This is a genomic window from Nocardia sp. NPDC049149 (assembly GCF_043197455.1).
Lineage (GTDB): Bacteria > Actinomycetota > Actinomycetes > Mycobacteriales > Mycobacteriaceae > Nocardia.
Genome location: NZ_JBICTD010000015.1, coordinates 88,638 through 115,348 on the forward strand (window position 1 = coordinate 88,638; position 26,711 = coordinate 115,348).

Annotated in this window: 31 protein-coding genes; 20 read left to right on the top strand and 11 right to left on the bottom strand. The window is 66.1% G+C overall.

Annotated elements, in window-relative coordinates; all coding sequences use genetic code 11:
- Positions 1 to 15 precede the first annotated feature (15 nt).
- The 3 genes from ACGFNJ_RS40265 (at position 16) to mscL (ending at position 1,608) form a co-directional block, all read left to right on the top strand.
- Positions 16 to 339 carry an FmdB family zinc ribbon protein gene (locus ACGFNJ_RS40265; protein ID WP_393461233.1) on the top strand — a complete coding sequence of 108 codons (324 nt, stop codon included), beginning with the start codon at positions 16 to 18 and terminating at the stop codon, positions 337 to 339.
- 88 nt (positions 340 to 427) lie between these two features.
- Positions 428 to 1,078 (top strand): SAF domain-containing protein, encoded by a 651-nt coding sequence (locus tag ACGFNJ_RS40270; RefSeq protein ID WP_393461235.1) that lies wholly within the window; start codon positions 428 to 430, stop codon positions 1,076 to 1,078.
- A 125-nt stretch (positions 1,079 to 1,203) separates the two neighbouring features.
- On the top strand, positions 1,204 to 1,608 hold the full coding sequence (gene mscL / locus ACGFNJ_RS40275) for a large conductance mechanosensitive channel protein MscL (protein WP_393461237.1): 405 nt from the start codon (positions 1,204 to 1,206) through the stop codon (positions 1,606 to 1,608).
- Between the two features lie 80 nt (positions 1,609 to 1,688).
- Here the strand turns inward: mscL and ACGFNJ_RS40280 are convergent, their stop codons facing one another.
- The 7 genes from ACGFNJ_RS40280 to ACGFNJ_RS40310 all read right to left on the bottom strand — a co-directional run bounded on the left by ACGFNJ_RS40280 (position 1,689) and on the right by ACGFNJ_RS40310 (position 9,013).
- On the bottom strand, positions 1,689 to 2,336 hold the full coding sequence (locus tag ACGFNJ_RS40280) for an MspA family porin (protein ID WP_393461239.1): 648 nt from the start codon (positions 2,334 to 2,336) through the stop codon (positions 1,689 to 1,691).
- Positions 2,337 to 2,454: 118 nt separating this feature from the next.
- A complete protein-coding gene (locus ACGFNJ_RS40285; protein ID WP_393461241.1) occupies positions 2,455 to 3,123 on the bottom strand; it encodes an MspA family porin in 669 nt (222 codons plus the stop codon).
- Positions 3,124 to 3,188: 65 nt separating this feature from the next.
- The gene (locus tag ACGFNJ_RS40290; RefSeq protein ID WP_393461243.1) at positions 3,189 to 3,863 is read right to left on the bottom strand and encodes an MspA family porin; all 675 of its coding nucleotides are present in this window, start codon (positions 3,861 to 3,863) and stop codon (positions 3,189 to 3,191) included.
- A 702-nt stretch (positions 3,864 to 4,565) separates the two neighbouring features.
- Entirely contained in the window at positions 4,566 to 5,060 is a 495-nt protein-coding gene (locus tag ACGFNJ_RS40295; RefSeq protein ID WP_218471713.1) for a molybdenum cofactor biosynthesis protein B, read from the bottom strand.
- 80 nt (positions 5,061 to 5,140) lie between these two features.
- Positions 5,141 to 6,631, bottom strand: coding sequence for a trypsin-like peptidase domain-containing protein (locus tag ACGFNJ_RS40300; protein ID WP_393461245.1), 1,491 nt, complete (start codon positions 6,629 to 6,631; stop codon positions 5,141 to 5,143).
- Positions 6,632 to 6,855: 224 nt separating this feature from the next.
- Positions 6,856 to 8,316, bottom strand: coding sequence for an ATP-binding protein (locus tag ACGFNJ_RS40305; protein WP_393461247.1), 1,461 nt, complete (start codon positions 8,314 to 8,316; stop codon positions 6,856 to 6,858).
- Positions 8,317 to 8,326: 10 nt separating this feature from the next.
- A complete protein-coding gene (locus ACGFNJ_RS40310; RefSeq protein WP_069161642.1) occupies positions 8,327 to 9,013 on the bottom strand; it encodes a response regulator transcription factor in 687 nt (228 codons plus the stop codon).
- A gap of 366 nt (positions 9,014 to 9,379) precedes the next feature.
- Here ACGFNJ_RS40310 and ACGFNJ_RS40315 point away from each other — a divergent pair, with 366 nt between their 5' ends.
- The 7 genes from ACGFNJ_RS40315 to ACGFNJ_RS40345 all read left to right on the top strand — a co-directional run bounded on the left by ACGFNJ_RS40315 (position 9,380) and on the right by ACGFNJ_RS40345 (position 16,315).
- Positions 9,380 to 12,151 (top strand): ATP-binding protein, encoded by a 2,772-nt coding sequence (locus ACGFNJ_RS40315; protein ID WP_393461249.1) that lies wholly within the window; start codon positions 9,380 to 9,382, stop codon positions 12,149 to 12,151.
- Positions 12,148 to 12,555, top strand: coding sequence for a roadblock/LC7 domain-containing protein (locus ACGFNJ_RS40320; RefSeq protein ID WP_069161644.1), 408 nt, complete (start codon positions 12,148 to 12,150; stop codon positions 12,553 to 12,555). Before ACGFNJ_RS40315 ends, ACGFNJ_RS40320 begins: the two co-directional genes overlap by 4 nt.
- A 7-nt stretch (positions 12,556 to 12,562) precedes the next feature.
- Positions 12,563 to 12,934: a DUF742 domain-containing protein gene (locus ACGFNJ_RS40325; RefSeq protein ID WP_029900002.1), complete on the top strand. Its 372-nt coding sequence runs from the start codon at positions 12,563 to 12,565 to the stop codon at positions 12,932 to 12,934.
- A gap of 49 nt (positions 12,935 to 12,983) precedes the next feature.
- Positions 12,984 to 13,550 (top strand): ATP/GTP-binding protein, encoded by a 567-nt coding sequence (locus ACGFNJ_RS40330; protein WP_069161716.1) that lies wholly within the window; start codon positions 12,984 to 12,986, stop codon positions 13,548 to 13,550.
- A gap of 11 nt (positions 13,551 to 13,561) precedes the next feature.
- Positions 13,562 to 14,305: an MHYT domain-containing protein gene (locus tag ACGFNJ_RS40335; protein WP_393461252.1), complete on the top strand. Its 744-nt coding sequence runs from the start codon at positions 13,562 to 13,564 to the stop codon at positions 14,303 to 14,305.
- 60 nt (positions 14,306 to 14,365) lie between these two features.
- Entirely contained in the window at positions 14,366 to 15,388 is a 1,023-nt protein-coding gene (locus tag ACGFNJ_RS40340) for a DUF1906 domain-containing protein (RefSeq protein ID WP_393461254.1), read from the top strand.
- 702 nt (positions 15,389 to 16,090) lie between these two features.
- A complete protein-coding gene (locus tag ACGFNJ_RS40345) occupies positions 16,091 to 16,315 on the top strand; it encodes a hypothetical protein (protein WP_069161647.1) in 225 nt (74 codons plus the stop codon).
- An 84-nt stretch (positions 16,316 to 16,399) separates the two neighbouring features.
- Here the strand turns inward: ACGFNJ_RS40345 and rpmF are convergent, their stop codons facing one another.
- From rpmF to mrf, 3 genes are read right to left on the bottom strand one after another with little or no spacing between them, the layout of a single operon-like run.
- The gene (gene rpmF, locus ACGFNJ_RS40350; RefSeq protein WP_393461256.1) at positions 16,400 to 16,573 is read right to left on the bottom strand and encodes a 50S ribosomal protein L32; all 174 of its coding nucleotides are present in this window, start codon (positions 16,571 to 16,573) and stop codon (positions 16,400 to 16,402) included.
- 1 nt (position 16,574) lies between these two features.
- A complete protein-coding gene (locus ACGFNJ_RS40355; RefSeq protein WP_069161649.1) occupies positions 16,575 to 16,838 on the bottom strand; it encodes a type B 50S ribosomal protein L31 in 264 nt (87 codons plus the stop codon).
- Entirely contained in the window at positions 16,835 to 18,160 is a 1,326-nt protein-coding gene (gene mrf, locus ACGFNJ_RS40360) for a ribosome hibernation factor-recruiting GTPase MRF (RefSeq protein WP_393461259.1), read from the bottom strand. The genes ACGFNJ_RS40355 and mrf overlap by 4 nt, the downstream gene beginning before the upstream one ends.
- 95 nt (positions 18,161 to 18,255) lie before the next feature.
- Here mrf and rpmB point away from each other — a divergent pair, with 95 nt between their 5' ends.
- The 9 genes from rpmB (at position 18,256) to ACGFNJ_RS40405 (ending at position 25,323) form a co-directional block, all read left to right on the top strand.
- Positions 18,256 to 18,492, top strand: a complete 237-nt coding sequence (rpmB, locus tag ACGFNJ_RS40365) for a 50S ribosomal protein L28 (protein ID WP_393461261.1) — start codon at positions 18,256 to 18,258, stop codon at positions 18,490 to 18,492.
- Positions 18,493 to 18,505: 13 nt separating this feature from the next.
- On the top strand, positions 18,506 to 18,676 hold the full coding sequence (rpmG, locus tag ACGFNJ_RS40370; RefSeq protein ID WP_069161652.1) for a 50S ribosomal protein L33: 171 nt from the start codon (positions 18,506 to 18,508) through the stop codon (positions 18,674 to 18,676).
- 39 nt (positions 18,677 to 18,715) lie between these two features.
- Positions 18,716 to 19,021 (top strand): 30S ribosomal protein S14, encoded by a 306-nt coding sequence (rpsN, locus tag ACGFNJ_RS40375; RefSeq protein WP_393461263.1) that lies wholly within the window; start codon positions 18,716 to 18,718, stop codon positions 19,019 to 19,021.
- A 36-nt stretch (positions 19,022 to 19,057) separates the two neighbouring features.
- Positions 19,058 to 19,312, top strand: a complete 255-nt coding sequence (gene rpsR, locus ACGFNJ_RS40380) for a 30S ribosomal protein S18 (RefSeq protein ID WP_069161654.1) — start codon at positions 19,058 to 19,060, stop codon at positions 19,310 to 19,312.
- Positions 19,313 to 19,788: 476 nt separating this feature from the next.
- Positions 19,789 to 20,781, top strand: coding sequence for a beta-ketoacyl-ACP synthase 3 (locus ACGFNJ_RS40385; RefSeq protein ID WP_393461265.1), 993 nt, complete (start codon positions 19,789 to 19,791; stop codon positions 20,779 to 20,781).
- Positions 20,782 to 20,824: 43 nt separating this feature from the next.
- The gene (locus tag ACGFNJ_RS40390; RefSeq protein ID WP_393461267.1) at positions 20,825 to 21,823 is read left to right on the top strand and encodes an AvrD family protein; all 999 of its coding nucleotides are present in this window, start codon (positions 20,825 to 20,827) and stop codon (positions 21,821 to 21,823) included.
- A gap of 1 nt (position 21,824) precedes the next feature.
- Positions 21,825 to 22,859: a hypothetical protein gene (locus ACGFNJ_RS40395; RefSeq protein WP_393461269.1), complete on the top strand. Its 1,035-nt coding sequence runs from the start codon at positions 21,825 to 21,827 to the stop codon at positions 22,857 to 22,859.
- 47 nt (positions 22,860 to 22,906) lie between these two features.
- A complete protein-coding gene (locus ACGFNJ_RS40400) occupies positions 22,907 to 24,523 on the top strand; it encodes an MFS transporter (RefSeq protein WP_393461271.1) in 1,617 nt (538 codons plus the stop codon).
- A gap of 11 nt (positions 24,524 to 24,534) precedes the next feature.
- On the top strand, positions 24,535 to 25,323 hold the full coding sequence (locus ACGFNJ_RS40405; RefSeq protein WP_393461273.1) for an AAA family ATPase: 789 nt from the start codon (positions 24,535 to 24,537) through the stop codon (positions 25,321 to 25,323).
- An 81-nt stretch (positions 25,324 to 25,404) separates the two neighbouring features.
- Here ACGFNJ_RS40405 and ACGFNJ_RS40410 read toward each other — a convergent pair whose 3' ends face one another.
- Complete coding sequence (locus ACGFNJ_RS40410; RefSeq protein ID WP_069161660.1) at positions 25,405 to 25,968, bottom strand: LysM peptidoglycan-binding domain-containing protein; 564 nt, start codon at positions 25,966 to 25,968, stop codon at positions 25,405 to 25,407.
- A 275-nt stretch (positions 25,969 to 26,243) separates the two neighbouring features.
- On the opposite strand from ACGFNJ_RS40410, the gene ACGFNJ_RS40415 reads away from it, so the two are divergent.
- Positions 26,244 to 26,705: a hypothetical protein gene (locus ACGFNJ_RS40415; RefSeq protein WP_393461276.1), complete on the top strand. Its 462-nt coding sequence runs from the start codon at positions 26,244 to 26,246 to the stop codon at positions 26,703 to 26,705.
- Positions 26,706 to 26,711: the final 6 nt, after the last annotated feature.

A 26,711-nucleotide genomic window follows, 5' to 3' on the forward strand; every position in this document is an offset into this window, starting at 1 on the left:
CCCGCGGAGGATCCTGTGCCAACTTACTCGTATGCGTGCACCCAGTGTGACAACCGCTTCGACATCGTTCAGTCCTTCTCTGACGAGTCGCTGACCGTCTGCCCGGAGTGCTCCGGGAAGCTGCGCAAGCTGTTCAACTCGGTCGGCATCGTGTTCAAGGGCAGCGGCTTCTACCGCACCGACAGCCGCGGCGGCGCGTCCACCGCGAGCGAGCCCGCGAAGTCCGACGGCGGTTCGTCGTCCACGTCGAGCTCGGATTCCGGCTCGTCCAACGGCAGCTCGTCCAATGGGTCTTCCACGAGCAGCAGCACGTCCACCAGCACCGCTGTGGCCAGCTGATTCGCTGAGTTATCCCCAGCCTCGACGTTATCCACAACTAGCCGTTTTCCCGGCCGGGCGGGTGCGATCACGGCCATAGGATCCGGCCATGACTCGATCCTTCGCCGACCTCGGCCGCGCCCGCTTCGACGGGTGGCAGCGTCCGCAGTGGGCCGATGCCCTGCTGGCGCGGCGCTTGCTCGCCGCGGGATTGGTGATTTTCGCGGTCATCCTATTCCTGCGCGGCGATCCGGACACCCAGCGGTCCATGGTGGTTGTCGCCGGACATGATCTTCCGCCGGGGCACGTGCTCATCGCAGACGATCTGCGGACCGCGCCCCGCGAATCCGCCGCCCTGCCCGACGGCGTCGTCCGCGACCCCGCCGCCGTGCTCGGCGCGACGGTGACCGGGGCAATGCGCGGCGGCGAGGTCTTCACCGATCTGCGCGTCGTCGGATCCCGGCTTGCCGCCGTCGCGACCGGCGCGCGCGACGCACGAATCGTGCCGATCCGCTTGGCCGACACCGCCGTCGCCGACATCCTGCGGGCCGGCGACCGCGTCGACGTGATCGGTGGCGAGGAACAGGGCGGACGACCCGCCCGCACCCTGGCGACGGACGCGGCCGTCGTGCTGGTGTCCGGGCCGGGCGACGGACGCGGCGCGAAAGACCGCGTTGTGCTCGTCGCGATGGACGCCGAACACGCCACGGTCGTCGCCTCGGCCTCGCTGCGCACCGCACTCGCGGTGGTCTTTCACTGAATTGTTTTCGGCGCCGCTCATCGAGTCGCCAGCTTTAAACATCAAGGTCAACTAGCATCGGCATACGGCAGCCTCGACCGCCGAGCACGACTGGTTCAGCTCCACACGCAGAGGAGACATCGGCAATGCTCAAGGGTTTCAAGGATTTTCTGTTCCGCGGAAATGTCATCGATTTGGCCGTCGCGGTCGTTATCGGCACCGCGTTCGTCGCGATCGTCACCGCATTCACCAATGGCATCATCAATCCGATCCTGGCCGTCTTCGGCGGCAGCAACGAACTGGGGCTCGGCTTCCAGCTCGTTGCCGATAAACCCGCGACCTTTGTTCAGGTCGGACCGATCATCACGGCGGCGCTCAACTTCGTGATCATCGCCGCCGTGTTGTACTTCGTCCTCGTCCTGCCTGCCACCCATGTGAAGAAGCGAGTCAGTCCGGAGGCCGCCGAACTCAGCGATACCGAAGTGCTGATCCAGATCCGCGATCTGGTCGCCGCGGGACAGCGCAGCGCGGGCGGCAAACACGAATCCTGAATGCCCTTGCGCTAGAACAACGAACGGGCCCGTCGCGATAGCGACGGGCCCGTTTGTCTTGCCTCAGTTGATATTCGGTGTCAGCCGAGGATGAATGGCTTGCCCCACAACGTCACCCAGGTGACGATGGAGTCGGTTTCCACGCTCAGGCTGACGAACGAACGCGCCTGCACATACCCGTCGCAGCCGGAAAGACCGATGGTCTCGTCCCACGCCACCGCGCCGCTGTTGCCCTTGAATGCGTTGATCGACTCGGTTCCCGTACTCACTGCCGCGTCGGTCTGCTCGAGATCGGCGACATAGAACGAAATAGCCTCGCCGAGACCGAGCGTCAGATGGCCACCGGTGGCCGGTTCGACCTTCGGCTGGATCGTCTCGCCGCCGCCGTCGACGGTGCCGTTCTGGGCGACATCCGCTTGGCAGGCCACGGTGTACCCCGGGAAGATCGAGCCGCCAGCACCTTTGGCGTCGCCGGAGAACTCGACATGTCCGCTGCCTGCCACCCGCGCGCTGCGCTGGTTGGGCGTCGCCACGACGGGTGGGCCGATGGCCACCGATTCGCCGACCAACCTGATCGTGACCACAGTGCCGTCGACGAGCGTCTTGGTGATCTCGCCGCCGGGCAGCGGGATCACGATGTCGGCCCGGGCGGGGCCGATCGCGAGCAGGCCAAGCGCGACAGTGGCGGCAAGTCCGGTCGCCCGCGTCAGCTGCTGACGGTTGATCATGGTGGAGCCACTCCTAGAGGTCTGAGTTCGCTTCAGCGAGTGGAGATTTGACGGCGCGAGACGCGCCAAAACGGGCCCGCCACCTCGGTGACGGGCCCGTTCGATGGATCAGCGTGGATCAGCCGAGGCTGAAGGGCTGGCCCCACAGCGTCACGTAGGACATGACGTTGGCGGTCTCGACCTTGACCTTGACGAACGCGCGGGCCTGCGCGTAGCCGGCGCAGCCTGCGAGGCCGATGGTCGAATCGGCCCAGGTGACCGAGCCGTTGGTGCCCTTGAACGTGATCTGGGTGGAGTGATCTTCGTTGCCGAAGTCATCCGCCAGCTCGCGGTCGAGCAGGTAGAACGACGCGGCCTGGCCCGGTCCGAGGGTCAGGTTGCCGCCGCTGCTGGCGCCGAGATCGCCGTCCTTGCCGTCCCACTGGACGCTGCCGTCGACACCACCGGTGACGCCGCCACCGTCGATGTTGACCTGGCAGCCGACGACGTAGCCCGGACGGATCTTGCCGTACTGGACGCCTTCACCGGACACCTCGACCCGCGCCGAACCGGACACCCACGCGTTGCGGTGTACCGGAGTCGAGCCCATGGACGGGTTGATGTTGGCCGACTCGTTGACCAGGTTGATCTTGACGACGGTGCCGTCGGACAGCGTCTTGACGAGTTCGCCACCGGGCAGCGGCACAAAGGTGTCCGCGTTCGCGGCACCGGTGGAGAAAAGGCCCAATGCGATGGTTGCGGCGGCGCAAGCACCTGCAGCGCGCGCCACATTCTTACGGTTGATCATGTGTTTAGTCCCTAAGGGGTTGAGTTCGTTTCAGCGAGAGGAATGTTCGACAGATTCGACAGACGTCAGCCAATGCTGAACGGCGCCCCGTAGAGGGTGGTCTTCGAGTAGTGGTCGCCGATGATCTCGACCACGGTGTAGGCACGCGCCTGCGCGTAACCCGCACAACCCTGGATCTCCATCTCGACGTCCTGGTACTCGACGGAGTAGGTGCCGGCCTTGGTGATGTCCTTCAGTTCGATCTGCACGAACTTGACATCGCCGGGGCCGAGGTTGAGGCCGACGGAGCCGCCGAGTCCACCCTGAGTGAGGTTGACCTTGGCGGAGACGCCGACGGAGATCGCGTCATCGGCGATGCTGACCTGGCAACCGACGATGTAACCGGTGTTCAGCTGAGACGTACCGTGCGTCGAGGAGTTGTTGCTGCCCGGCGCGTTCTTGGGGCCGTTCCAGGGGCCGACCGTGCCTTCGGGGGTAACGGCGACATCGGCCGAGGCGTTGCCGGAGACCCAGACAACGCGGCCCGCGCCGTTGGACGCGAGCGACGGAGAAACAATGGCGTGTTCTCCGGTGCGGGTAATGGTGACATTCGGGCCGAGCTTCTGTCCGTCCGGCAACGGGACAAAAACGTCAGCGCTGGCGGCACCGGTCGAAAGCAATCCCATCGCCATGGCCGCGGCGGCGCCGACGCCTGCGGCGCGGGCGCCACGGCGCAGACCGTTGGTGCGGTTCTCGCTCATACTTCCCCTCATCAGGTTAAAACAGTCAGCCTCGACCATCGAGGCTGGACAGTGGTCCTCGCAGGCCCAGCTCAGTGTGTCGACCCTTTGTTGCCGGTGTGTAACCGGCAATTAAGTTCGGTGCGACGGCCTGGCTGGCGACCGGAACCGAGCCGGGTTCCGCCGAGTCGACGCGTACGTGCCGTACCCGGGCCTTTCGAAGTCCAGTGTGGGTGGCTCGTGGCGAACATTAAACGCTAGATAACGGCGCTGCAACGTGAGCTTTCGTAAAGATCAATGTGATGTAGATCACAATCGTTAACAGGCTAATGGTGTTTGACATGCATTTTTACCTGACGCAGACACCGGGACCGACCGGCCGGTGCTGTCGAAGTCCCCATAGCGCCATGCGCTTAATACGGGACAAAGCCGTATGAAATAACAGGTGAATCTCGGGGATCTGAAACAGTCACAAGTATATTACGGGGCGCCAAACTTTTCGATACGTAGCTACTACGTAGATATGAGGCGCTCAGCCGTGATGCGGCGGAATCTGTGCGCGCAGCCAATCGTCGCTCGACGACTCGTACTCGGCGCCGTGGCCGCGCTCATCGCTCGTAGTGTCTGGGAGGGTGTCCCCGAAGATTTCGGCAAGACGTGCCGCATCCCTCGCCCGGCGAGCGGCCGGACGAGGGATGTCGTCGGAAGCGTTGGACGTCGAAATTATTCGACCAATCCGGAAAGCTCGCCGATAACTTTGCTGGCGAGCGGGCCGAGCGTCGCCATACCGTCGCGCACCGCGGCGCGGGTGCCCGGCAGGTTGACCACCAACGTGCTGCCCGAAACTCCCGCGACCCCACGCGACAGACCCGCGTCGAGCGAACCGGCGACCCGGCCGGAGGAGCGAAGCGCCTCGCTGATGCCGGGCAGCTCGCGATCGAGCACCTGCGAGGTGGCCTCCGGCGTGACGTCACGCGGAGACATGCCGGTGCCGCCGACCGAGATGACCAGATCGACACCGCCGATCACCGCGGTGTTCAGCGCGTTGCGGATCTCGACCTCGTCGGCCTGCACCGACACCGAGGCATCCACGAGGAAACCCGCCTCGGTCAGCAGCTCGGTGACCAGCGGGCCGAGCGAGTCCACACCTCCATGCGCCGTTCGATCATCGACGACTACCACCAGAGCACGCCCCGCCACCGGAGCATCGATTTCCATGTTGCTCACCGTAGCGCTTGCGCCGAGAACCTCTGCGGCCGTGTCGAGCAGCGGCGTCCAGCCGCCCTGCAGCACGCGCATCACCGTCCACCGTCCGCGGGCGCGCCGGTGAGGGTCACCTCGACGGTCTTGGGGTTGTTGCCTTGCTCATCGGTATAGGTGACCTTCACCTTGTCTCCTGGTTGGTGCGAACGGACCGCGGCGACGAGTGCGTCGCCGGTGTCGATGGTGCGGTCGTTGAGCTTGGTGACGATCACGCCTGCGGGGATGCCCGCCTTCGCGGCGGGACCATCCGGAGTGGCGTCGAGCACCCGCGCACCGTTGACCGTGTCCTGCGCCTGGATCTTGACGCCGATCTGCGCATAGGTGGCGTGGCCGGTCTTGATCAGCTCGTCGGCGACGCGGCGAGCCTGGTCGATCGGGATCGCGAAGCCGAGGCCGATCGACCCGCTCTGCTGGCCGACGCCCGGCTCCCCCGCGCCGAGGCTGGCGATCGCGGTGTTGATGCCGATGAGCTTGCCGTTGCCGTCGACCAGCGCGCCGCCGGAGTTGCCGGGGTTGATCGCGGCGTCGGTCTGGATCGCGTCGATCACCGGCTGCGGGGCGGCCGGGTTGCGCGGGCCCTCACCGCTGGTCGACACCGGGCGGTTCAGCGACGAGACGATGCCGGTGGTCACCGTGCCTGCCAGGCCGAGCGGCGAGCCGATTGCCACCACCGGCTGGCCGATCTGCAGGTTGCCCGAGGTGCCGAGCTCGATCGGGGTCAGCCCGGACTTGCCGGTGACCTTGATGACGGCCAGGTCGGAGACCGGGTCGGCGCCGACGATGGTCGCGGGCGCCGTGCTGCCGTCGGAGAACACCACGTCCATCTTGGCGTTCGGGCCGCCGCCCGCGGCGACGTGATTGTTGGTCAGGATGAGGCCGTCGGACGACAGGATGACGCCGGAACCCTCGCCCTCGGCGCGGCTGCTGGCCACCTTGATCATCACGACACTGGGCAGCACCTTCTGCGCGACCGCCTGGGTCGAGCCCGCCGGCGCGTTCGAGACATTGTTGACGTTCGGTTTCGGCTGTTCGAGCGCGTTGGTGATCGGCGAGCGCCCGTTGTCCGAGTGCGTCGCCAGCGCGCCGACCGCGCCGCCGACGCCACCGCTGACCAGCGCAAGCGCGATCGCGCCGAGCACGAGCCCGGTGCGGATCGGGCGCTTGGCCGCTGCCTGCTGCACGCCGAAGGGGGCGGGTTGCGGGTGGCCATGCGCACCGAACGCCGGATTGCCGTGCGGCGCCTGCGGATCGAACGGAGCGCCCGGCTGCGGATCGAAAGCGCCTGGCTGCGGGTCGAAAGCGCCGTACTCCTGGCCGGGGAACGGCTGAGTCTGCGAAGGCGGCGGGTAGGTGCCGAGCCCTGGCCGCCCCTCGTACGGCGCATACGGCGCCTGCGGCGGCACATAGCCCGCGTCGGCCCCGTGGGGCGCGCCTGCCGCCGAACCCGGGATCTGCTCGGTCGGCTGGGCCTGGCCGGGCGTGGCGTTCGCCGGCTCGTCCCGCCGGTCCTTCGAATCCTCGGTCATGGACTCCTCGTTTCTCCTCAACGTCTGCCGACCAGCTTGCCGACGACTACTGAGAGCGGACTGAGACCGTGCTTTCAATTGTCCGAGACTGCGTACCCACTTCTTGGGCAACCCACCACACCCCAGCCATACGATACGGCCAGGTGCCCGCTGCCGCGCGTCGACGTTTTCCCTGTCAGCGCAACTGTTATGGACACCACTGCCCTGGCCGGCGGCCGCCACGGTCAGGCGTCGACGGGCCGCCCGCCCTCGCCGGGCAGCACGATGCGGATCCGCGCGCCGCCCGAGGCCGAACTCTCGATCGAGATCGTGCCGCCGTGTTTCGTCACGACCTGCTTGACGATCGCCAGGCCGAGGCCGGAGCCGGGCATGGAGCGGGAGGCGGTGGTCCGGTAGAAGCGCTCGAAGACCAGCTCGCGTTCGCCGGGCGGAATGCCGGGTCCTGCGTCGTCGACGGTCAGCTCGAGCAGGCCTCGACCGGTTTCGCTCATGACGACATTCACCTTGGCGCCTGCCGGGCTCCACTTCGCGGCATTGTCGAGCACGTTGAGGACGGCCCGTTCCAGGCCTGCCTCGTGGCCGTAGACGAACCACGGCCGGATGTCGGCGACGAACTCGACCGAGCCGCGACGGCGCCTGGCCCGTTCCAGCGCGCGCTCGACCACGTCGCCGAGATCGACTCGCTCGTAGACGGTTTCGGGCGCGTCCTCGCGGGCAAGGTCGACCAAGTCGCCGACCAGGTTGGACAGCTCCTCGATCTGGGCCATCACGTCCGAGCGCAACTCGGCCATGTCCTCTTCCGGAATGCTCGGCGCGCCTGGCCGGCTGGAGGCCATCAGCAGCTCGGTGTTGGTGCGCAACGAGGTGAGCGGGGTGCGCAGTTCGTGCCCGGCGTCGGCGACCAGCCTGCGCTGCCGGTCGCGCGATTCGGCGAGCGCACGCAGCATCGTGTTGAAACTGTCTGTCAGCCTGGCGAGTTCGTCGTCGCCGGTGACCGGGATGGGCGTCAGGTCGTCGGTCCGCGCGATCCGCTCGGTCGCCGCGGTCAGCCGTCCGATCGGGCGCAGGCCGGTGCGACCGACCGCGGTGCCTGCCGCGGCGGCGAGCACAACGCCGCACCCACCGACGACGAACAGCAGCCAGGCGAGTCGATCGAGGACTTCCCTGGTTGGTTGCAGCCGCTGCGAGATGATCAGCGTCGCACCCAGATCCGAGCGCACGGCGAGCACGCGCTGTCCTTCGACGGTGCGCAATGACGAACTCAACGCGCCATTCGCCACATCGACTTCTTGTTGACCGACCGGCGGATAAGTCGACTGCGGCGGCGCCCACGGCTTGAGATCCGGCCAGATCAACGCGATGCCGGTGTCGGGGTAAAACGCGGTCGCCACCATCATGTTTTGGTAATTGAATCCGTAAGGATTGCTCGCGATCACGCCATTCGCCCTGCTGCGCAGTTGCGTATCCACGTTCGCGTACAACGCACGAGCGACCAACGCGTAGGCCGCGATCGATGTCACGGCAACCGCGATCGCCACGACGGACGCGGCGAGCAACGTCACGCGCCACCGCAGCGAAACAGACCTGGTGAGCGGGATGGGCGGCCGCATTTCGGCCGGGTCGGGCGGGCGCTGTTGCGGCCCTAGCCCGGCGACGACGGGTCGCTTCGGAACTGTTCGTGCCATCGTCATGCCCCTACGGGGGCGTCTCCCGCAGCACATAGCCGACACCGCGAACGGTGTGGATGAGCCGTGGCTCGCCTTCGGCTTCGGTCTTGCGGCGCAAATAGCCGATGTAGACCTCGAGCGCGTTTCCCGAGGTCGGGAAGTCGTAGCCCCACACCTCTTCTAGGATGCGGCTTCGGGTGAGCACCCGCCGTGGATTGGCCATCAGCATTTCCAGGAGTGAGAACTCGGTGCGCGTGAGACTGATCGCACGTTCGCCGCGAGAAACCTCTCTGGTCACCGGATCCAGCGACAAATCGGCGAACACCATTGCCTCGGATGTTTCCCCCGGGTCGGCGGTCGTGCGGCGCAACAGTGCTCGCAATCGTGCGAGTAATTCTTCCAATGCGAACGGCTTCGGCAAATAATCATCGGCTCCGGCATCGAGACCGGCAACCCGTTCCGACACCGAATCCCGTGCTGTCAAAACGAGAATGGGAAGATCGTCGCCGGTGCTGCGCAAGCGCCTGCAGACCTCGAGCCCATCCATCCGAGGCATCATGACATCCAACACCAACGCGTCCGGTCGCTGACTGGTTGCCTTGTCAAGGGCATCGACGCCGTCGACCGCGAGATCGACGGAGTAGCCGTTGAAGGTCAGCGACCGGCGCAAGGACTCTCGAACGGCGCGATCGTCGTCGACTACCAGAATGCGCATGCGACCAGTTTGACCGTATCGACTGAGAGGCAACTGAGAGGCACCGCCCGACACGCCGCGACGAGGTCGGTCCGGCGCGCTGGTGGACAGCAGCCGTTCAGCTATCGGCCACCGAGGGTCATCTTGATCATTTGTCCAGTTGTTCTGTAGACTCAGGAAGTCTCGCTGCGTGAAACCTGTTACGCGTAGCCATATTCGGGCACCATCCGACCTTGTCCCTCAGATTGCCGATGGCCAGTCGTCGCGGTATGTTCCGTGCGGTAAAAAGAAGACCTTTAGTTGGTTCTCGGCGGGTTAGATCCCACTACGTTGAACAGCACGTGCCATCCCGAGGGCCCTGCGCGGAGTGGAGGCGACGGAAGCGGAATGGAAAAGGCACCGCGTTCCTGGTATTTCAGCCTGTCCAACATGTCGGTCACGCGTAAGGTCGGCATCGTTCTACTGCTGCCCGTGCTGCTTGCCTCGACCTTCGCCGGCCTACGCATCAAGGACGAGCTCGGCGTGATCGCCAAGCTCGACACGGCCACCGAGCAGGCCCGCATCCTGCGCCCCATGCTCGTATTCGGTCAAGCCACCGAGACACTCGCCATCGCCGCGGTCAACGCGCGCCCCGACGACAACCTCGACCCGATCGCCGCCAAATTCGACCAGGCGGCAGCGAACCTGGAAACCGCGCTACGGTCCGGCAAGACCGAGGACAGCTTCACCAAGGAGCTCGGCGCGGCCATCGCGGTCGGCCGCACCATGCGCAACGGGCTGCGCACCGCCTCGCCGCTGACCATCGGCGAACAGGTCGGCGAGGTCGGCACCCGCATTGTCACCGCGACCTCGGTGTCGTCCTCGATCGAAGAGGTCGTCATCCAGCGCTACTTCCTGCAGCTCGGCCTCATCGCCAACGCCAGCCGCGTGCTCACGCAGGAACAGATCATGGTCGCCACGGCAGGTCCAGGCGCCAACCCCCAGGTGGTCGGCCAGATGCTGACCACGCTCGGCGCCGAGATCGTGCTGGTCAACATCTACGCGCAGTTGAACCCCGAATCCGCGACCAACGCACCGGCCTTGATCGAGGCGGTGAACGCCAGAATCGCCGCGTTCGGCCAGAACCCCGCCAACCCGAGCGCCAACCCGGCGATCACCGATTCACTCAAGCTCAGCACCGACAACTACCGCCAGGCCACCACCTCGCTGCTCGGCACCGTCGACGTCAAGCTCGCCGACCGGACCACCGAGCTGCGCAGCGCGGTGCTGCGTGACGTCGCGATCGTGGTCACCACGCTGCTCGCAGGCCTCGCGCTCGCGCTCGCGGTCGCCCGCTCGCTGGTCGTCCCGATTCGCCGCCTGCGCCACGACGCCCTTCAGGTCGCGCACGTCGACCTGCCGAAGGAGATCGAGGTGGTGCGTGCCGGTGGCGCGACCCCGGAGATCGCCCCGGTCGACGTCAAGACCACCGAGGAGATCGGCCAGCTGGCCCGCGCGGTCGACGACATCCACCAGGCCTCGCTGCATCTCGCCGCCGAACAGGCCCGACTGCGCCTGCAGATCGGCAGCATGTTCGAGACCCTGTCCCGGCGCAGCCAATCGCTCGTCGAGCAGCAGCTCGCCCTGATCGAGGATCTGGAACACGACGAGGACAACACCGAACGGCTGCAGAGCCTGTTCCGCCTCGACCACCTCGCGACCCGCATGCGCCGCAACGGCGACAACCTGCTCGTGCTCGCAGGCACCGCGCTGCGCCGCGGCACGCTGCACCCGGTCCAGCTCTCCGACATGCTCTGGAGCGCGGTCTCCCAGGTCGAGGACTACCAGCGGGTCGAGATCGGCGCCGTACCCGACGGGATCGTGGCCGGTGAGCCAGCGATCGACATCGAGCACCTGCTCGCCGAGCTGATCGACAACGCGCTGCGCTACTCGCCGCCGACCACCCCGGTCACCGTGTCGGTGGCCCGCGCGGTCGACGGCGGCTACCTGATCGAGGTCATCGACCGCGGCCTCGGCATGTCGGCCGACGACCTGACCGCCATCAACGACCGACTGAGCTCCGGTGGCGAGGTGACCGTCGAAACCGCCCGCCGCATGGGTCTTTTCGTCGTCGGCAGGCTGGCGAAGCGGCACACGATCACCACCAACCTGCGCCGCACCTCCACCATGGCGCAGCAGCCTGGCATCACCGCGAGCGTGCACCTGCCTGGTGCGCTCGTCTCGCCGCCGCTGGACGCCACCGATCCCCAAGGACAGGCGCCGCTGCACCGGACCGGCGACTACTCGATCATCGCGCCGCCCTCGCACAACACGCAGCCGCGCAATCTGGTCCCTGTCCCGAATCTGCCGCAGCACAACGCACCTCGGTTCGACGTGTCGAACACGGGCCTGCCGCAGCGCAGGCCGGCCATCCGGGTCGCCGAGGCGCCCGGCCAGCCCGCGATCTCGGTTCCGGCCCGCAACAGCGGCCGCGACAGCGACACCACCGACGACGCCGAGTCGCAGCCGCCGACCGAGCCGTGGTCGATCAATTCGCCGACCGACGACCGGTCGCCGTTCGGCCCGCCGACGGTGGCCGCCAGAAGCGCCGACGCCGACGAACGCGCCACCGACCTGTGGGCCGAGCCGTCCGCCGAACCTGACCGGTTCCCCGAACCGCTGCGCGACCAACCACCCCATCGCCCCAGCGTTTCGCGCGAACCCTCCAGGACCACCTCGCGGTCCGGGCTGCCGATCCGGCGACCGTCGACCGTGCCGGAGCCTGCCCCGCAGCCGCGGACACCCGAGCCGTCGATGGTCACCTCCTCCCGGCTGCAGCCGGTGGCTGGCGCCTCGCCAACCCCGATCTATCAGCGCATGGTGTCGGAATGGCTGGTCGAGCCCGCGACGTCACAAACATCCGAGGGCACCTGGACCTCACCAGCGGACGCAGGCTGGATAGCCGCCGAGGAGGCGACCCGGCCGACCCCGACGGGTCGCACCAGCGGCGGTCTGCCCATCCGCACGCCGGGCGCGCAGCTCGTGCCCGGCGGCCTGGCCCAAGCAGACGAAGCTGGAGCTCGTGATCCCGAAGAAATCCGCAACAACCTGACCAGGCATCTCAGTGGGGTCCGCAGTGGGCGGGCAAATGCGCAGTACAACGACGGAGGGCTTCCATGACCAAGGCGAACAACACCACGGATGAGAACCTGAACTGGCTGGTCGCCCGCTTCACCCGGGACGTGCCCGGCGTATCCCATGCGGTACTCGTCTCGGCCGATGGTCTGTTGCAGGCGACCAGCCCGCACCTGCCCGCGGATCGGGCCGAGCAGCTCGCCGCGGTCACCGCGGGCCTCGCCAGTCTGTCGATGGGCGCCGCGTCGCTCTTCGACGGCGGCAAGGTCATGCAGTCGATCGTCGAGATGCAGCGTGGCTATCTTCTGGTTATGAGCGTCGGCAATGGTTCACACATCGCCGTGCTCGCCAACAAGTCGCACGACATCGGCCGGATCGGCTACGAGATGGCGCTGTTGGTCGACCGGGTCGGCACGGTGGTCTCCGCCACCGCCCGTACCGCTGTTTGAGCGTGAGATGTCCAATCCATTCGGACCTGGACCTAAACCGACCACCCGCGTCCGGCCGTATGCCCTGACCTCGGGACGCACCGAGCCAGCGGTCGACCTGCCCATGGAAGCGGTCATCGAGACCCTGTCTTACACTGCGCATCTCGACTGGCCGACCGGTGATGTCCGCACGGATATCCTTAGGCTGGGTACACACCGGTTGTCCGTTGCCGAGATTGCCGCTCATTTGGATCGGCCGCTCGGCATGGTCCGGGTGATGATCGGCGACCTCGTGGTCGATGGGATCCTGCGTGTCCATTCGACACTGACCGACGAGGCGAGTTTCGATGAGCGCCGTTCTTTGATGGAGAGGACTTTGCGTGGACTCCGTGCCCTATAGGAAAATCGGGCCAGACACCAACCCCGGCCAGGCCGATTCCGACAACCGGATGGCCTCGACGAAGATCGTGGTCGCCGGTGGTTTCGGTGCGGGCAAGACGACGTTCGTCGGCGCGGTGTCGGAGATCGTTCCGCTACGGACCGAAGCCATGGTCACCAGGTTCTCCGACGGCATCGACGACCTCGCCGATACCCCGGAGAAGGAAACCACCACGGTTGCCATGGATTTCGGGCGCATCATCCTGCCGGGCAACCTGGTGCTCTACCTGTTCGGCACGCCGGGACAGCGACGCTTCTGGTTCATGTGGGACGACCTGATCCGCGGCGCGATCGGCGCCGTCGTGCTCATCGACACCCGCAGGCTGGAGGACAGCTTCGCGGCGGTCGACTTCTTCGAGGCACGCAATCTGCCGTTCCTGGTCGCGGTCAACCGTTTTCCGAACGCGCCGCGTTTCCCGATCGCCGAGCTGCGTGAGGCCCTCGCGGTGCGCGAGGGCGTGCCCATCGTCGACATCGACGCGCGCAACGCGAACGAGGTGCGCCAGTCGCTGGCCGCGGTGACCGAGTACGCCATCCAACGCCTCGCCGTCCAGGAGAAGGAACAGGCGGTCCTTTGAATTATTTCAGCATGGGGTACTGGCTCATCGGCCTCTCCGTCGCGGTGTCGGTGGTCGGCACACTCGTCGGTTTCACCTGTATCCGGCAGTCGGCGCGTTCGCTGACGACCCGGTTCCGGGTGGTGTGGCAGGTGTCGGCGGCGATCTCCATCGGTGGCGTAGGGGTCTGGCTACCGGTGTTCGTGTCGATGCTCGGTCTCACGGTGCGGGGCAGCCTGATTCGGTACGACGTGCTGGATGTGACCGGGGCCGCGGCGGTTTCGGTGCTCGGTGTGTGGGCCGCGCTGGCGATCGCGGGCCCGACGCTGCACGTGCTCCGGCTCGTGCTCGCGGGGCTGGTGATGGGCGGCGGTTTCGGCCTCATGCATTTCCTGGCGTTGGACGCCATACGGATTCAGGGTTCGACCGAGGTGCAGCCGCTGATGCTGGCAGGCGCGGTGGCGATCGCCGTCGCGATTTCGCTTGCCGCACTGTGGTTCACCAGGTCGTTCCGGCCGCTGGCCGCGTTGACCGGCGCGGCGGTGGTGTTCGCGGCCGGCGTGCTTGGCCTGCATTTCACCGATCTCGTCGGCCTGGAGAGCCAGCTCTCGATGAGCAGCACGACACCGCCCGGCAAGGACCTGTTCGGGTTCTTCGTTCCGGTGTTCGTGGTCGGCATGTTGTCGCTGGCCATCCCGATCAGCGCGATCCTGATCGCGCCCGATCGGCGCACCGTGGTCCCCGCGCGGATCGTCAAGGCCAACTCCACGTTCTGAGCGCCCGGGTTTCCCCCGATGCCGCCGAAATCCCTGATTGCCCGATTTACAGTGTGAGACATGCGTTTCGGTCTGGACTACGCCGGGGGTCGTCCGGGCGGCGCGGCGATCCGTGCGGCGGGTTTCGACTTCGTGGTGCGGTATCTGTCCCCGGGTGGCCCCACGCTGCCTGGCAAGCTGCTGACCCCGGCCGAGGCCGATGATCTTCGGGCGCACGGGGTGTCGATCGCGGCCAATTGGGAAACCACCGCGACCCGCATGCTCGACGGCTATGGTGCTGGCATCGTGGATGCGCGGGCCGGTCTTGCGCAGGTGTTGCGGTGCGGCGGGCGGGCCGATCGGCCCATCTATTTTTCCGCCGATTTCGATGCGACGCCGCAGGATCAGCAGCGGATCAATGCCTACCTCGACGGTGCGGCGACCGTGCTCGGTCTCGCGAATGTCGGTATCTATGGCGGGTTTTGGTCGGTGAGCCGCGCGCTGGATGCGGATAGCGCACGCTGGGCATGGCAAACCGACGCCTGGTCCGGCGGCAATATCGAGACGCGCCGCAACATCCATCAGACGCTGCGCCAGCAGACGGTCGGTGGCGTGGTCTGCGACGTGAACGTGGCCGAGACGACCGATTTCGGTCAGTGGGATTACTTTGCACAGGAGGACGCGGACGTGACACCGGAGCAGGACGCCGTGCTGCGCGATATTCAGGTCCAGTTGCGTGGGCCTGGCCTGGCGGGCTGGCCGCAGCTGGGCACCGACGCGGAGGGGCACTACCTTACGTTGGTCGACGGGCTGGCCTCGGCGCTCACCCGGATCGGCGAGCTGGAGGGCGAATGCGTCGAGTTACGCACCGAGATCAGCGAATTGGAGGCCACAACGGCCGATCTGGCGGCACAGGTCGAGCGGCTGAACGGGCGGCATTGGCCGTGGCCGTTGTCGTTGATCGAGGGGCCTGCGACGCTGGTCGGCGATCGGCTGGCACGGTTGGAGTCCTTGTTGTCGGACTTGCCCGGTTTGCCGGATCGCGGAGCGGGTATGCGGGACTCATCGAGTAGTGGTGCGCTGGAGTCGCGTTCGTCGCGATGATGGTCGGCTCGTGCGGTGGTGGTGCGTCGCGCCTGGTAGGCGGAGTGCCGCGGCCGGGAAGTTTGGCGATGAGCGGGTTCTCTCGGGAACCGGGAGAACCCGCCCTCTCGCACGAGGGTACCGGCGTCAGGACACGATCGCATCACTTCCGGGAGACTTTTCCGGCCCTCAAAAACCAACCCACAGTAGGTATTTCGCCCGGCAGTTACCCGGTCGCAATTACCTCGTGCGCGAGGATGCAACGTCATCCTACCTGTGTCGATAGCTAACCGATTGCCAAATGCGCAAGCTTTGTGCGAAAACCTGCCATCAACCCCGCGTGACGACTTGATTCGCCTCGCGGCGATTCGTTCCTACCCAAGACAGCACCATCCGAGTTATCGTCGGCTGGCACAAGGCGCTCGACAGGGTGCCAACACACAGGTTCGTTCGAAGAAGTTCGCATGGGGCCTAACTGGGTTGGACTGGCTTGAATTGGCCGACCGCCTCGGTGTTTGTCTCATTCCGTAGCGTCGAGCTCTTCGGCTCTCTGTCGGAGCCCTCCCGGGCAGGGGCGGCCTTTCTCAGGTATGCCATTCCCGGATCACGAAGACCGACCGCAGCGTGGTGGTTGCTACCCAAGACGGCACATCCGCGTTATCGTCGGCTGGCACAAGGCGCTCGACAGGGCGCCAACACACAGGTTCGTTCGAAGGAGTTCGTATGGCCGTCAACGTGGTGCTCGACAAGGCTCTCGATAAGGCGTATGAGAGCAAGTCGTTGAACGAAATTCTCGCCGCCCCGCCCTCGGCCCTCGCCGGTCTCACCGAAGCGCACGACAAGCAGCTGCTGGACGCGCTGAAGATCAAGACGATCGCCGACCTGGCTAACAACAAGTACTTCCGGTTGGCGGCAACGCTCGCCGATCTGGCCGCCAAAGAGGGCTAGCCAGCACGACAACCGACAGCGGGTCCGCGGAGCTTCCGCGGACCCGCTGTCGGCGTGATCGGACCTGTTGGACCGGTCGGACGTTCAGTTCTTGTCGAGGTCGACGAGACCACGCCGCACGGCCGCGACCAGGCGCCGGGGCACCTTGTGCACCACCCCGCCGACGGTCACCGGAACCAGGTCCGGCGGTGTCGCTTTCCACTGGGCGCGCCTGCTGCGGGTGTTCGACCGCGACATCCTGCGCTTCGGCACCGCCATGTCAGACCTCCCCGCGCCGGGTGCGCTTGCCGTACTTACGCTCGAATTTCTCCACGCGCCCTTGGGTATCCAGCACGCGGTGCGCGCCGGTCCAGAACGGGTGCGAATCCGACGTCACGTCGACCGTGATCAGCGGGTAGGTGTTGCCGTCGGCCCAGTCGACGGTGCGCGTGCTCGTCGCGGTCGACCTGGTGAGGAACCGCTTGCCGGTGCCTACGTCCTCGAACACCACCGGGTGGTAGTCCGGATGGATCCCTGTCTTCATTTCGCTTCTCCTCTCGGGCTTTTCACGTCTTCGATGGGCAACGCGGCGCTGTCGGTGTCGGCGCACGGGTCGGCGTGCCAGGAACCGAACGGGTCCTCCCACTGGGCAACTCGCTCCGGCGAGCGCTCGACCAGGCGCAGCTCGTCGTCCTCCACCAGCGCCCAATGCAGCGCGGTGCGGATCTCGGTGGGGTCGGCGTCGTGTACGAGGATCACCAGCGAGATGTCGCGATCGCCGAACTGGTCGTCCCAGCGCAGCGCCGCCATCGCGCGTCGGTCCGGATCAGCCTGCGCCAGTTCGGCTTCCGACATCGCCGCCAGCCAGCGCCCGGCACTGCCGACGCGCAGGCCGCCGCCCGCCGACTCCAGCCATGCGACCTCGTCGGGCTGGGTCGCCAGCCACATCCGCCCGCGCGCGGTCACCACGCCGTCGAAAAGCACGTCGAGCGCCTCGTGCAGGCGGGCGGGATGGAACGGCCTGCTCGCGGCGAATTCCAGAAGGGTGACGCCGTAATCGCTGGTGAGCGGCGGCTGTCCGCGCAGTAGCGGCGCGTGCGCGTCGAACACCCGCCCGCGGCGCGCATGGGCGGGAATGCGCGCGAGGAGCGCCTCGACCCGGAACGCAGTGAGCGCGTAGGGATCATCGGCCCAGAGCACCGGCGCGTCGGGCACGAGCCGGGCAAGCACCGCACCGAGCCTGCCGCGATCGGCCTCGGCTCCCGGCGCGACCGGCCCCAAAGCGATGACACCGTCGGCGAATTCGACCTGGCCGACGGCAACCTGGGCCACCGTGCGTTCGTCGTCGGCGCGGGCGAGGCCGCGCTCGGCCATGGTCTCTTCGCCGGTGGCGTCGGCGAGCCACCGGTCCGCGTCCAGGCAGCTGAGCACCGCGTCGACCCGCACGTCTCGCCCGGCGGGGGCGTCCACCCGGCCGAGGATGCCCGCGACCACCACGGTGTCGATGGCCTGGCAGACCGCCTCGGCTTCGAAGGCGGGATCCAGCGCGAGCACGATCCGGTCGACGGAGTCTCGCGCGGCCAGTGTGCGCAGCAACGGGAGCAGATCCATCCGCAACGTGCACGACACGCAGCCGTGCGCGAGCTCGAGCACGTCCGACGTCTCGTAGGTCGCGCCGCGCACCGTGCGGTGCACGATGCCTTCGCGCAGTTGATCAAGGTCATGGTGGACCACGACGGTGCCCGTCGCGTCCTGGCACAGTGCGTCGGCCACCTGGCCGACGCCGACGGCGGCGAGCCCGGCGAAACCCGCGAGCACCACGACGGGCGTCCTCCGGTCGGCCTCGGGTGGGAGCACTGACAGCACCTCTTTCGATAACGATTTTCATTTGCCGTAGGGCAACGCTACAGTGTCGATCAGCCGTTGTCGAAAATGATTGTCATCTACCGGAGGGAGCCCGCATGTCGGCGCACTGCCAGGTCACCGGGCGCAAGCCCGGGTTCGGCAAGTCCGTCTCGCACTCGCACAAGCGGACGAGCCGCCGCTGGAACCCCAACATCCAGCGCAAGACCTACTACCTGCCCAGCGAGGACCGACGGGTCACGCTGACCGTCTCCGCCAAGGGCATCAAGACCATCGACCGGGACGGGATCGAGACCGTGGTCGCCCGGATCAGGGCCCGCGGCGACAAGATCTGATCAGGGAGAAACCATGGCATCCAAGTCGACCGAGATCCGGCCGATCATCAAACTGAAGTCCACCGCAGGCACCGGGTACACGTACGTGACCAGGAAGAACCGCCGCAACGATCCCGATCGAATGCTGTTGCGCAAGTACGACCCAGTGATCCGCAAGCATGTCGATTTTCGCGAGGAGCGCTGAACACCATGCCGGACAACACCTTTCCCGGGGAGCGCTGACATGGCGAAGAAGTCGAAGATCGCCCGCGACGCGCAGCGCCGCGCGGTCGTCGCGCGCTACGCCGAACGCCGCGCCGAGCTGAAAGAGCTACTGCGCAAGCCGGGCACGTCGGCCGCCGTGCGCGCCGATGCCCGCGCTGAGCTGCAACGACAGCCGCGTGATGCCAGTCCGGTACGATTGCGCAATCGGGACGCCGCGGACGGACGACCGCGCGGTCATCTCCGGAAGTTCGGACTCTCCCGTGTGCGTGTGCGCGAGATGGCGCATCGGGGCGAGCTGCCCGGTGTGCGCAAATCGAGCTGGTAGAAGACCACCACCGTTCTCGTACGAAGGAACCGTCATATGGCAGTCAAGCGAGCACCGTCGAAGAAGGTTCGCGCCGAACAGGCCCGCCGCCCGAAGAAGAACCCGCTCATCGCCGCAGGCATCGAGCAGGTCGATTACAAGGACGTCAACCTGTTGCGCACGTTCATCTCCGATCGCGGCAAGATTCGCAGCCGCCGGGTCACCGGGCTCACGCCACAGCAACAGCGTCAGGTCGCCGTCGCGGTGAAGAACGCCCGCGAGATGGCTTTGCTGCCGTTTACCAGCCGGTAGGCACGGCACACCTGCCGATCGAACGACCGAGCCCTCGGACTCCGCCATCGCGATCCGGGGGCTCGTCGTATGTCCGAACGCCGCCGCGCAAGCCCCAAGTCCCTGCCCCGCAAGGACCCTTGACCGCAAGTACAGGACATGTCGTGCATCTCGGCTAAAGATGAGCAATCGATGATCAGATGACAATTCCGGGTCGAACATGTTTCACTTTGCCGCCTCCGGCCCGCTCCACGGCAGCGTGAACTGCACAGATAACGATTCGGAGAACAAACGTTCACCGAATCACGATGCAATCACAGTTGCATACAGCAAATGGCTCGTAATCTAAACACTTCAAAGACCGACTGGACTGTGACCTTCATCACACCACAATCTCTTCAGGTGTTATAGCTGCATGATATCACCCACGAAAACGGCCGCGGTGATACATTATTCAGCGCGAGAAAAACACATTCACCTCTCGGGGGTGGCAATTTATGGCCCACCAAGCCAGTATTACGATGATTGGTTCCTACAGACCCGATCGAATCGTATCCAATGCTGAATTAGCCCCCGAATTGGGTGTTGATGAGACTTGGATTACCACGCGCACAGGAATCGTCGAACGGCGCTTCGCCAGGCCGGACGAGTCCGTCACTTCGATGGCCGTCGAGGCCGCGCAATCCACGCTTTCCGCGGCGAAAGTCGCCGCAGCTCGGGTCGACGTCGTGATCGTCGCCACTTCAACGCATATGTTGCAGACTCCGGCCAGCGCGCCGATGGTCGCCGCCGCCCTCGGCTGTGCCGCACCCGCCGCCTTCGACATCTCGGCAGGCTGCTCCGGCTACGCGCACGCGATCGGTCAGGCGGCGGCACTCATCGACGCCGAGCAGGCCGACACGGTGCTGGTGATCGGCTCCGAAAAGCTGAGCAACAATATCGATCTGACAGAACGCACGGTTGCCCCGATCTTCGGCGACGGCGCGGGCGCCGCGCTCATTACGCGCACCGAAACGGGGAATATCCGCAAGACTGTCTGGGGCAGCCTCGGTGAACGCGCCGAGCTGATCCGGCAGGAACCCGACTGGGACACGCTGCGCAAGTACCCAGACGCGCCGGGCGGTGGCTACCTGAGGATGGAAGGCACGGAGGTCTTCCGCTGGGCCACCTCCGAGGTACCGAAGGTGGTCGTGCAGATCGCCGATGCAGGCGGTGTCTCGCTGGCCGACATCGAGGTGTTCGTCCCGCATCAGGCAAACACCCGCATCATCGACAACATCGCTCGCCAGCTCGGCTGGCAGAACAATTCCGTCGTGGTCGCAGACGATGTCCGACGAGCCGGAAACACTTCCGCCGCCGCCCTGCCGTTGGCTATTCACGACCTGATTTCCTCGGGTCGGGCACAACCAGGGCAGTTAGCGCTGCAGGTATCGTTCGGCGCAGGACTTTCCTGGGCAGGCCAGGTATTCGACCTTCCACCGGTTGCCTGACCCCGAATGCCCGACGCCCACCGGAAGTTGCTCTGGAGTTTTGATGCAGTTGAATGCCTTTTCCAGTTACGACGAACCACTCGGACCGCGCAGCGGTCGCTATTTCGGTTCCGGGTATAAGAATGTCGCGCAGGATATGTTCGAGCTGGAAATAACCAGGTCGACCGAGCCCGGTGCTAAACACAGCGCCGTCGGCAGGCTCAGCTATCCCGCGGATTGGTCGACCAAGAAACACCGTGAACTGGTCCCGCACGTCAGCAGCATCGACACCGTGATGCTGGCGGTATCGCTCTGTGATGCCGCCATCTCGCACACCAGAAACCTGAGCGCGGACCAGTCCGCGCACATGCTGGTCCGACATACCTCGGTGCGAGCGGGCACGACTCCGCACGAGAATCTGGACCGCATCCCGGTCGATGTGGAGGTCGTCTCGGTCGTCGCCGCAGAGGACGCGGAGGACGGCGAGCTCGAGACCACCTTCCGCTTCCAGGTCGGTAATCTGGCAGGCACGCTCACGATGGCGCATCCGACAGGCTCGGGCGCGACGGCATCGCAGGAGGTGGACCGGCTCGGCCACATCAGCGACATCTACGGCACGGTGCCGCACTACTTCCTCAACGGCCTGAAGAACCACACTCTTTCGGCCTCCGACCTCACGGTCAACGACGACGTCACCAGAATCACCGGCAAGCATTGGATCGCGGCAGGCGACAACGACGCCTACGCCGGCGCGGAATCCGCCTACTGGGACACGGTTTCGCCGATCGACGCGATCATCGGCGCCGCACAGCTCTCCCAGATCCTGCTGTACAAGCTGGACCACCTGGATCGCTCCAACAGCAACACCCTGTGGATGCGCAAACTCGAACTCGTCACCGTCGCACGACATCCGGCGCAGCAGTCGTTCGAGGGCACCATGGAGATCCGGCGCACCTCGCTGGTCGAACGCGGCGGCAAGCGCTGGCGCAGCGCCGACATCGTGCTCAAGGAGTTCGCGGGGGCGACGGGGTCCTGCCTGCTTGCCCATCAGCTACCGGACTGAGGTGGGTATCGCAACCAGGCCCGAACGCGCGGGCGGCGTTGGCCGCAAGCGCGGTCAGCGCGTGGTGCGCCGCACCGCGCCGCGTCCACATCTGCGGACCGCGCGCGAACACCGGATCGAATGCCGTGCGCACGGACCTGACCGTGTGCTGCCAAACCTCGCGGCACGCCGAGTCGAGAATCTTCTCGCGCCGTTCTACCGCGGTCAACCTTGTGCTCATTTATTTCTCATCTCGATGCGCAGCTCGCCCGAAACAGCGGGCGCGGAAGCGCTAGCCGAAGCGGCGGTTTCCGCAAAAGAACCGCCGCCGATATTGACAAGTTATCAGTTGATTACTAGATTTCCGAGGCGAGAAACACATTTGCCTGCGGATATGCTCACACCCGCACCAAGAGGATCTCTGATGAAGGATGTACCCGCGCTCCGACTAGCCGTCACCGGAGCGCCGCGCACTGGCAAGACCACGGTGAGCACCGTCCTTTCTCTCGTCACCGGCCTGCCGCACTCGGCGATCGAGCACAACGCGACCGTGCCGAGGACCGACCGCAAGCTCGCGGCAACCGTCGAGGTCTCGGTCCGCGGCTTCGAACGGCGGCTGGACTCCGAGGCCCGTCTGACCTCGGGTTTCATCTCCGATGGATCCATATTGAACGAGTGGGCCGTCGCCGAGACCCGGCGGCGCACCCGGCAGACCAGTTGGTGGGACTGGCTGCTGCGGCCACGCGAACTGCCCTACCGCGTCTTCGAACAGCGCTTCCTCGCCGCGCACGCGGGCATCGTCGCCCGGCGCGCGAATCTCAACTACGACGCATTCGTGCATTTGCGCATAGACCCGGAAACAGAAACCGAAGAAGACCTCGTCGAGCGGCGCACCGCCGATCGATTGTTGCTGGATATATTGCACCAATCCGACTTGCCCTGCCTGGTCACCGGCGGCACCGTCGACGAAATAGTCACCCAGGTGACAAGTTTATGCGGGCTGCCGCAAGTAATTTCCATTTCCGATGCGGTTTCGGCCGCACTACCCGCCGCTTGAATTCCGCCGACCGAACGCGTTTTCCGCTGATTCAGAAAGTCAGGCCCATGGCAACAGTTCGCATAGATCAGAAACCTCAGCAGTCCGAGAGCGCGGTATGGACCCTGGTGGTCGTCTCCGTCGCCACCTTCATGCTGATGCTCGACCTGACCGTCGTCAACGTCGCCCTACCCGATATCCGCATCGCCTTCGACTCGTCGTTCTCCGCCCTGCAGTGGATTCTCGACGCCTACGCGCTCGGCCTGGCCGCGGTGCTGCTCGCCGCGGGCTCGCTGGCCGACCGCATCGGCAGGAAGAAGGTGTTCGACGCGGGCCTGCTCATCTTCGTTCTCTCCTCGCTCGCCTGCGGTCTTGCCCAGAACGATGTGACGCTGATCATCGCCCGCTTCGTCCAGGGCCTCGGCGGCGCAGTGCTTTTCGCGGTCGGCCCGGCGCTGCTCGGGCACGAGTTCCGCGGTAAGGCGCGCGGCATGGCCTTCGGCGTCTTCGGCGCGGTGGCCGGACTTGCCATCGGCTTCGGCCCGCTGATCGGCGGCGGCCTCGCGGACAGCGCGGGCTGGCGCTGGATCTTCCTGATCAACGTGCCGCTGACCATCGCGGCGCTGATCATCGGCTTCCTGAAGATGCGCGAATCCCGCAACGAGTTCACCCCTCCGGTGGACTGGCCAGGCATGATCGCGTTCTCCGCAGGCCTGTTCTTCCTGGTGCTCGGCTTCATGCGCGGCCAGGCGGACGGGTGGACCAGCGTCCGGATCATCGGCTGCTTCGTCGCCGCGGTACTGCTCCTCGCCGGCTTCACCTTCCTGCAGATCAGCAGGCCGAGCCACGCGATGTTCGACCTGAAGCTGTTCCGCAACGACACCTTCAACGGCTTGTTCGTGGTGACCGCGCTGTGCGCGCTCTCGGTGATGCCCGCGATCTTCCTGCTCATCTCGTACTTGCAGAACCAGCTCGGCCACGCGCCGTTCGCCAGCGGGCTTCGGTTGTTGCCGCTGACGCTGATGCTGTTCGTCGCGGCGGCCATCGGCGGCAGCCTGGTGGCCAAGCTGCCGCCCGCCGTCCTGGTCGGCGGCTCGCAGCTGTTCATCGCCGCGGGACTGGCTGCGGTGCTACTCGTCGACACCGGATCCGGTTGGACCGCACTGATTCCCGCGTTCGTCCTGATCGGCATCGGCATGGGCATGTTCAGCCCGGGCCGCGCGGCCTTCTCCATCGCCGTCACCACCCCGGACAAGGCAGGCATGGCCTCGGGTGTCAACGAGACCGCGCAGCAGGCGGGCCTCGCCATCGGCATCGCGGCGATCGGCGCGTTCTTCCAGAACCGGGTCGGCAACTCCTTCACCAACGCCGAGTCGGCGCGAACCGCATTGGGTGACAAGGTCTCCGAGGTCGGGGACGCGATCGCCGCGGGCGGCGGCGCGCACGTGCCCGAGCCGATCAGGGCGGCCGCGGACACCGCGTTCGTCAGCGGGCTGCACCAGGCGATGATTCTCGCCGCGGTGATCGCGGCGATCTCCGGCGCGATCGCCTTCCTCACACTGCGCAAGGAAGACCTGAACGAGGCCGCGCTCGCGACCCCTGGCATTCCGCCGGAGGCCGACGATGTCACCCGGCCGCTGCGGCTGCCTGGCCAGGTCGACGGCCAGGTTCGCACCAACCGATAGGAGACGGCGTCGTGTATCTCATCGGCGGGCAGCGGCGTGACCACATCAAGCTGGCCATCTCCGGCACCTACTCGACCGGGAAGAGCACGACCACCGAGGCGCTGTCGCTGGCCACCGGCATCCCACGCACGCACGCCATGACCGCGCGCGAAATCCTGATGGAGATCGCGCCGGGCAAGACACTGAACGAATTGAACTCGATCGAGTTGTTGCAGCTCGGCCTGCGCCGGTTCGAGGAACGGGTGCACAACGAATCCGGCAGCGACTCTTTCATTTCCGACGGATCCGTGGTGCACGAGTGGGTCTACGGCACCGCCCGTTTGCAGGTCGGTATCAACCCGGGCGCGAACTGGGCGCTGCGGGCGATGAAGGCGGTCACGGGTTTCGGCCGCAAGGCGCCGGTGACCGACTACATCGAGATGTTCGGCGATATCGTCAAGGCGCGGGCCAGTGTGCTCTACGACGCGTATGTCCATCTGCCGGTGGAGTTTTCGCTGCGCGCCGACGGGCATCGCCCGGTCTCCGAGCCGTTCCGGCGGCTGTCGGACCAGACGCTGCTCGAGGTGATTCGCGGGCTCGGCGTGCCGTACGAGGTCGTCGGCGGCAGTGTGTACGAACGCGTCAGCCGGATCATCGAGCTGTTCGACCTCGATGTCGTCATGCCGATCGAGCAGGCGATCGACGAGGCGCAGCACCGGGTCGGCAGTTCTATCAAGGCGATCGAGGACGACGAGCGGTACAAGCAGGCACAGCGGAAGAAGTCGCTGAGCCGCCGAGTCACCTACGCCATGCGCTACTGAACTACGCTTGCGCCCTGGACAAAACGTGGGACCCCGAGCCAATCGCTCGGGGTCCCACGGTGTTTCGTTCGGCGCCGGTGCTTACGGGATGGTCAGCACCTGGCCGGGGTTGATCGCGTCCGGGTTGTCGATGCCGCTCGCGTTCGCGATCTCCTGGTAGCGGTTGCCGTCACCGTAGAAGCGCTCGGCGATCGCCCACAGGGTGTCGCCCGGCTCGACCGTGTAGGTCTGCGCGGCCGGCGGCGGGGGCGGCACCTCTTCGGCGGGGGCGGCAGGCGCCTCCGCGACCGGCTCCGGGGCGGCCAGCGGGTTGTCGGTCTTGGTGTTGGACGCCCAGAGTGCGCTGCCGTCCTTGCCGTACAGCACCACGTTGCGGTCCGCCTGCACGGTCAGCCGGTCCGCGTCCTTGCCGTTCGTCTCGGTCGACCAGGCCGCGCCCTCACCCTTGTAGAGCACGAAGTTGCCGTCCGCCTGCAGCGCCGCGCGCTCGACACCCTGATTGTGAGTCAGGGTGGACCACACGACATTTCCGTCCGGCTCGGACAAGACAAGGTTGCCGTCGCTCTGCAAGGTAAGGGTGTAAGCACCACCCTGCAGGGACTGGCCGAGTCCGAGTTCTTCACCAACGCGCAGTGTGTCGCCCACGGTTCTTCCTTTCGAAGTTTTGAAGAGCATCCGACCGACGCGCGCCGAAACACTCAAGCGCGCATCTAGGCCGAAGATACTGCGCATTGCCGGGTTACGGAGGGATTACGCGCTCGGTTCGCCGAAAGTTCACTGTGGGGTGTGTCCTATTGCCGATCTTCGGCAGATGTGCAGCTAATCGCGAGCGTTACCCATATGCGTACCTGCGCATTCGCGGCGGCCTTCTCAACCACACGAACACACCATGTCCCGCCGTTCCCACTAGGGTTGTCGCCATGACTCGAATGTCGGGCGGACGCGCCGCCACAGCTGTCGCCGTCGTGCTCGGGTGCCTGGTGGCGGCGGGCTGTAGCGGCGCCGATGACGCTGCGGCACAACCCAAGACCGGCACGACAGACAAGGTGGCGAGCACGCCGGTCGAGGAATCCAGTTCGAACCTCGGCAGGGAATTCACCGCCGACCCCACAATCGTTGGGGCACATGCGATCCCGTTCACTTCATGGACCAAGGTCGCCGACGACCGGATCGCGGTCAACTTCCAGTCCGGCTCGCCGGAATGCTACGGCGTGGACGCCACTGTGCGCGAGACCGATTCGGCCGTCACCGTGGAGCTGCGGTCCGGCTCGCGCGCCGACGCGGTCGGCCGGATGTGCACCATGATCGCGGTGTTCGGGACGCTGACCGTGTCATTGAAGGCGCCGCTGAAGAACCGTCAGGTGCTCAGCGCGGCCAAGTAGGAATAC

Excerpts from the sequence above, each read along its gene's own strand:
- ACGFNJ_RS40315 (WP_393461249.1), top strand. The coding sequence starts at position 9,380 with ATGGAAAAGGCACCGCGTTCCTGGTATTTCAGCCTGTCCAACATGTCG.
- mscL (WP_393461237.1), top strand. The coding sequence starts at position 1,204 with ATGCTCAAGGGTTTCAAGGATTTTCTGTTCCGCGGAAATGTCATCGAT.
- rpmF (WP_393461256.1), bottom strand. The coding sequence starts at position 16,573 with ATGGCGGTGCCGAAGCGCAGGATGTCGCGGTCGAACACCCGCAGCAGG.
- rpsN (WP_393461263.1), top strand. The coding sequence starts at position 18,716 with ATGGCGAAGAAGTCGAAGATCGCCCGCGACGCGCAGCGCCGCGCGGTC.
- ACGFNJ_RS40385 (WP_393461265.1), top strand. The coding sequence starts at position 19,789 with ATGGCCCACCAAGCCAGTATTACGATGATTGGTTCCTACAGACCCGAT.
- ACGFNJ_RS40340 (WP_393461254.1), top strand. The coding sequence starts at position 14,366 with ATGCGTTTCGGTCTGGACTACGCCGGGGGTCGTCCGGGCGGCGCGGCG.
- ACGFNJ_RS40325 (WP_029900002.1), top strand. The coding sequence starts at position 12,563 with ATGTCCAATCCATTCGGACCTGGACCTAAACCGACCACCCGCGTCCGG.
- rpmG (WP_069161652.1), top strand. The coding sequence starts at position 18,506 with ATGGCATCCAAGTCGACCGAGATCCGGCCGATCATCAAACTGAAGTCC.
- rpsR (WP_069161654.1), top strand. The coding sequence starts at position 19,058 with ATGGCAGTCAAGCGAGCACCGTCGAAGAAGGTTCGCGCCGAACAGGCC.
- ACGFNJ_RS40280 (WP_393461239.1), bottom strand. The coding sequence starts at position 2,336 with ATGATCAACCGTCAGCAGCTGACGCGGGCGACCGGACTTGCCGCCACT.
- ACGFNJ_RS40305 (WP_393461247.1), bottom strand. The coding sequence starts at position 8,316 with ATGGCACGAACAGTTCCGAAGCGACCCGTCGTCGCCGGGCTAGGGCCG.
- rpmB (WP_393461261.1), top strand. The coding sequence starts at position 18,256 with ATGTCGGCGCACTGCCAGGTCACCGGGCGCAAGCCCGGGTTCGGCAAG.
- ACGFNJ_RS40400 (WP_393461271.1), top strand. The coding sequence starts at position 22,907 with ATGGCAACAGTTCGCATAGATCAGAAACCTCAGCAGTCCGAGAGCGCG.
- ACGFNJ_RS40295 (WP_218471713.1), bottom strand. The coding sequence starts at position 5,060 with ATGGAAATCGATGCTCCGGTGGCGGGGCGTGCTCTGGTGGTAGTCGTC.
- ACGFNJ_RS40320 (WP_069161644.1), top strand. The coding sequence starts at position 12,148 with ATGACCAAGGCGAACAACACCACGGATGAGAACCTGAACTGGCTGGTC.
- ACGFNJ_RS40335 (WP_393461252.1), top strand. The coding sequence starts at position 13,562 with ATGGGGTACTGGCTCATCGGCCTCTCCGTCGCGGTGTCGGTGGTCGGC.
- ACGFNJ_RS40330 (WP_069161716.1), top strand. The coding sequence starts at position 12,984 with ATGGCCTCGACGAAGATCGTGGTCGCCGGTGGTTTCGGTGCGGGCAAG.
- ACGFNJ_RS40310 (WP_069161642.1), bottom strand. The coding sequence starts at position 9,013 with ATGCGCATTCTGGTAGTCGACGACGATCGCGCCGTTCGAGAGTCCTTG.
- ACGFNJ_RS40390 (WP_393461267.1), top strand. The coding sequence starts at position 20,825 with ATGCAGTTGAATGCCTTTTCCAGTTACGACGAACCACTCGGACCGCGC.
- ACGFNJ_RS40270 (WP_393461235.1), top strand. The coding sequence starts at position 428 with ATGACTCGATCCTTCGCCGACCTCGGCCGCGCCCGCTTCGACGGGTGG.
- ACGFNJ_RS40355 (WP_069161649.1), bottom strand. The coding sequence starts at position 16,838 with ATGAAGACAGGGATCCATCCGGACTACCACCCGGTGGTGTTCGAGGAC.
- ACGFNJ_RS40290 (WP_393461243.1), bottom strand. The coding sequence starts at position 3,863 with ATGAGCGAGAACCGCACCAACGGTCTGCGCCGTGGCGCCCGCGCCGCA.
- ACGFNJ_RS40345 (WP_069161647.1), top strand. The coding sequence starts at position 16,091 with ATGGCCGTCAACGTGGTGCTCGACAAGGCTCTCGATAAGGCGTATGAG.
- ACGFNJ_RS40300 (WP_393461245.1), bottom strand. The coding sequence starts at position 6,631 with ATGACCGAGGATTCGAAGGACCGGCGGGACGAGCCGGCGAACGCCACG.
- ACGFNJ_RS40285 (WP_393461241.1), bottom strand. The coding sequence starts at position 3,123 with ATGATCAACCGTAAGAATGTGGCGCGCGCTGCAGGTGCTTGCGCCGCC.
- ACGFNJ_RS40415 (WP_393461276.1), top strand. The coding sequence starts at position 26,244 with ATGACTCGAATGTCGGGCGGACGCGCCGCCACAGCTGTCGCCGTCGTG.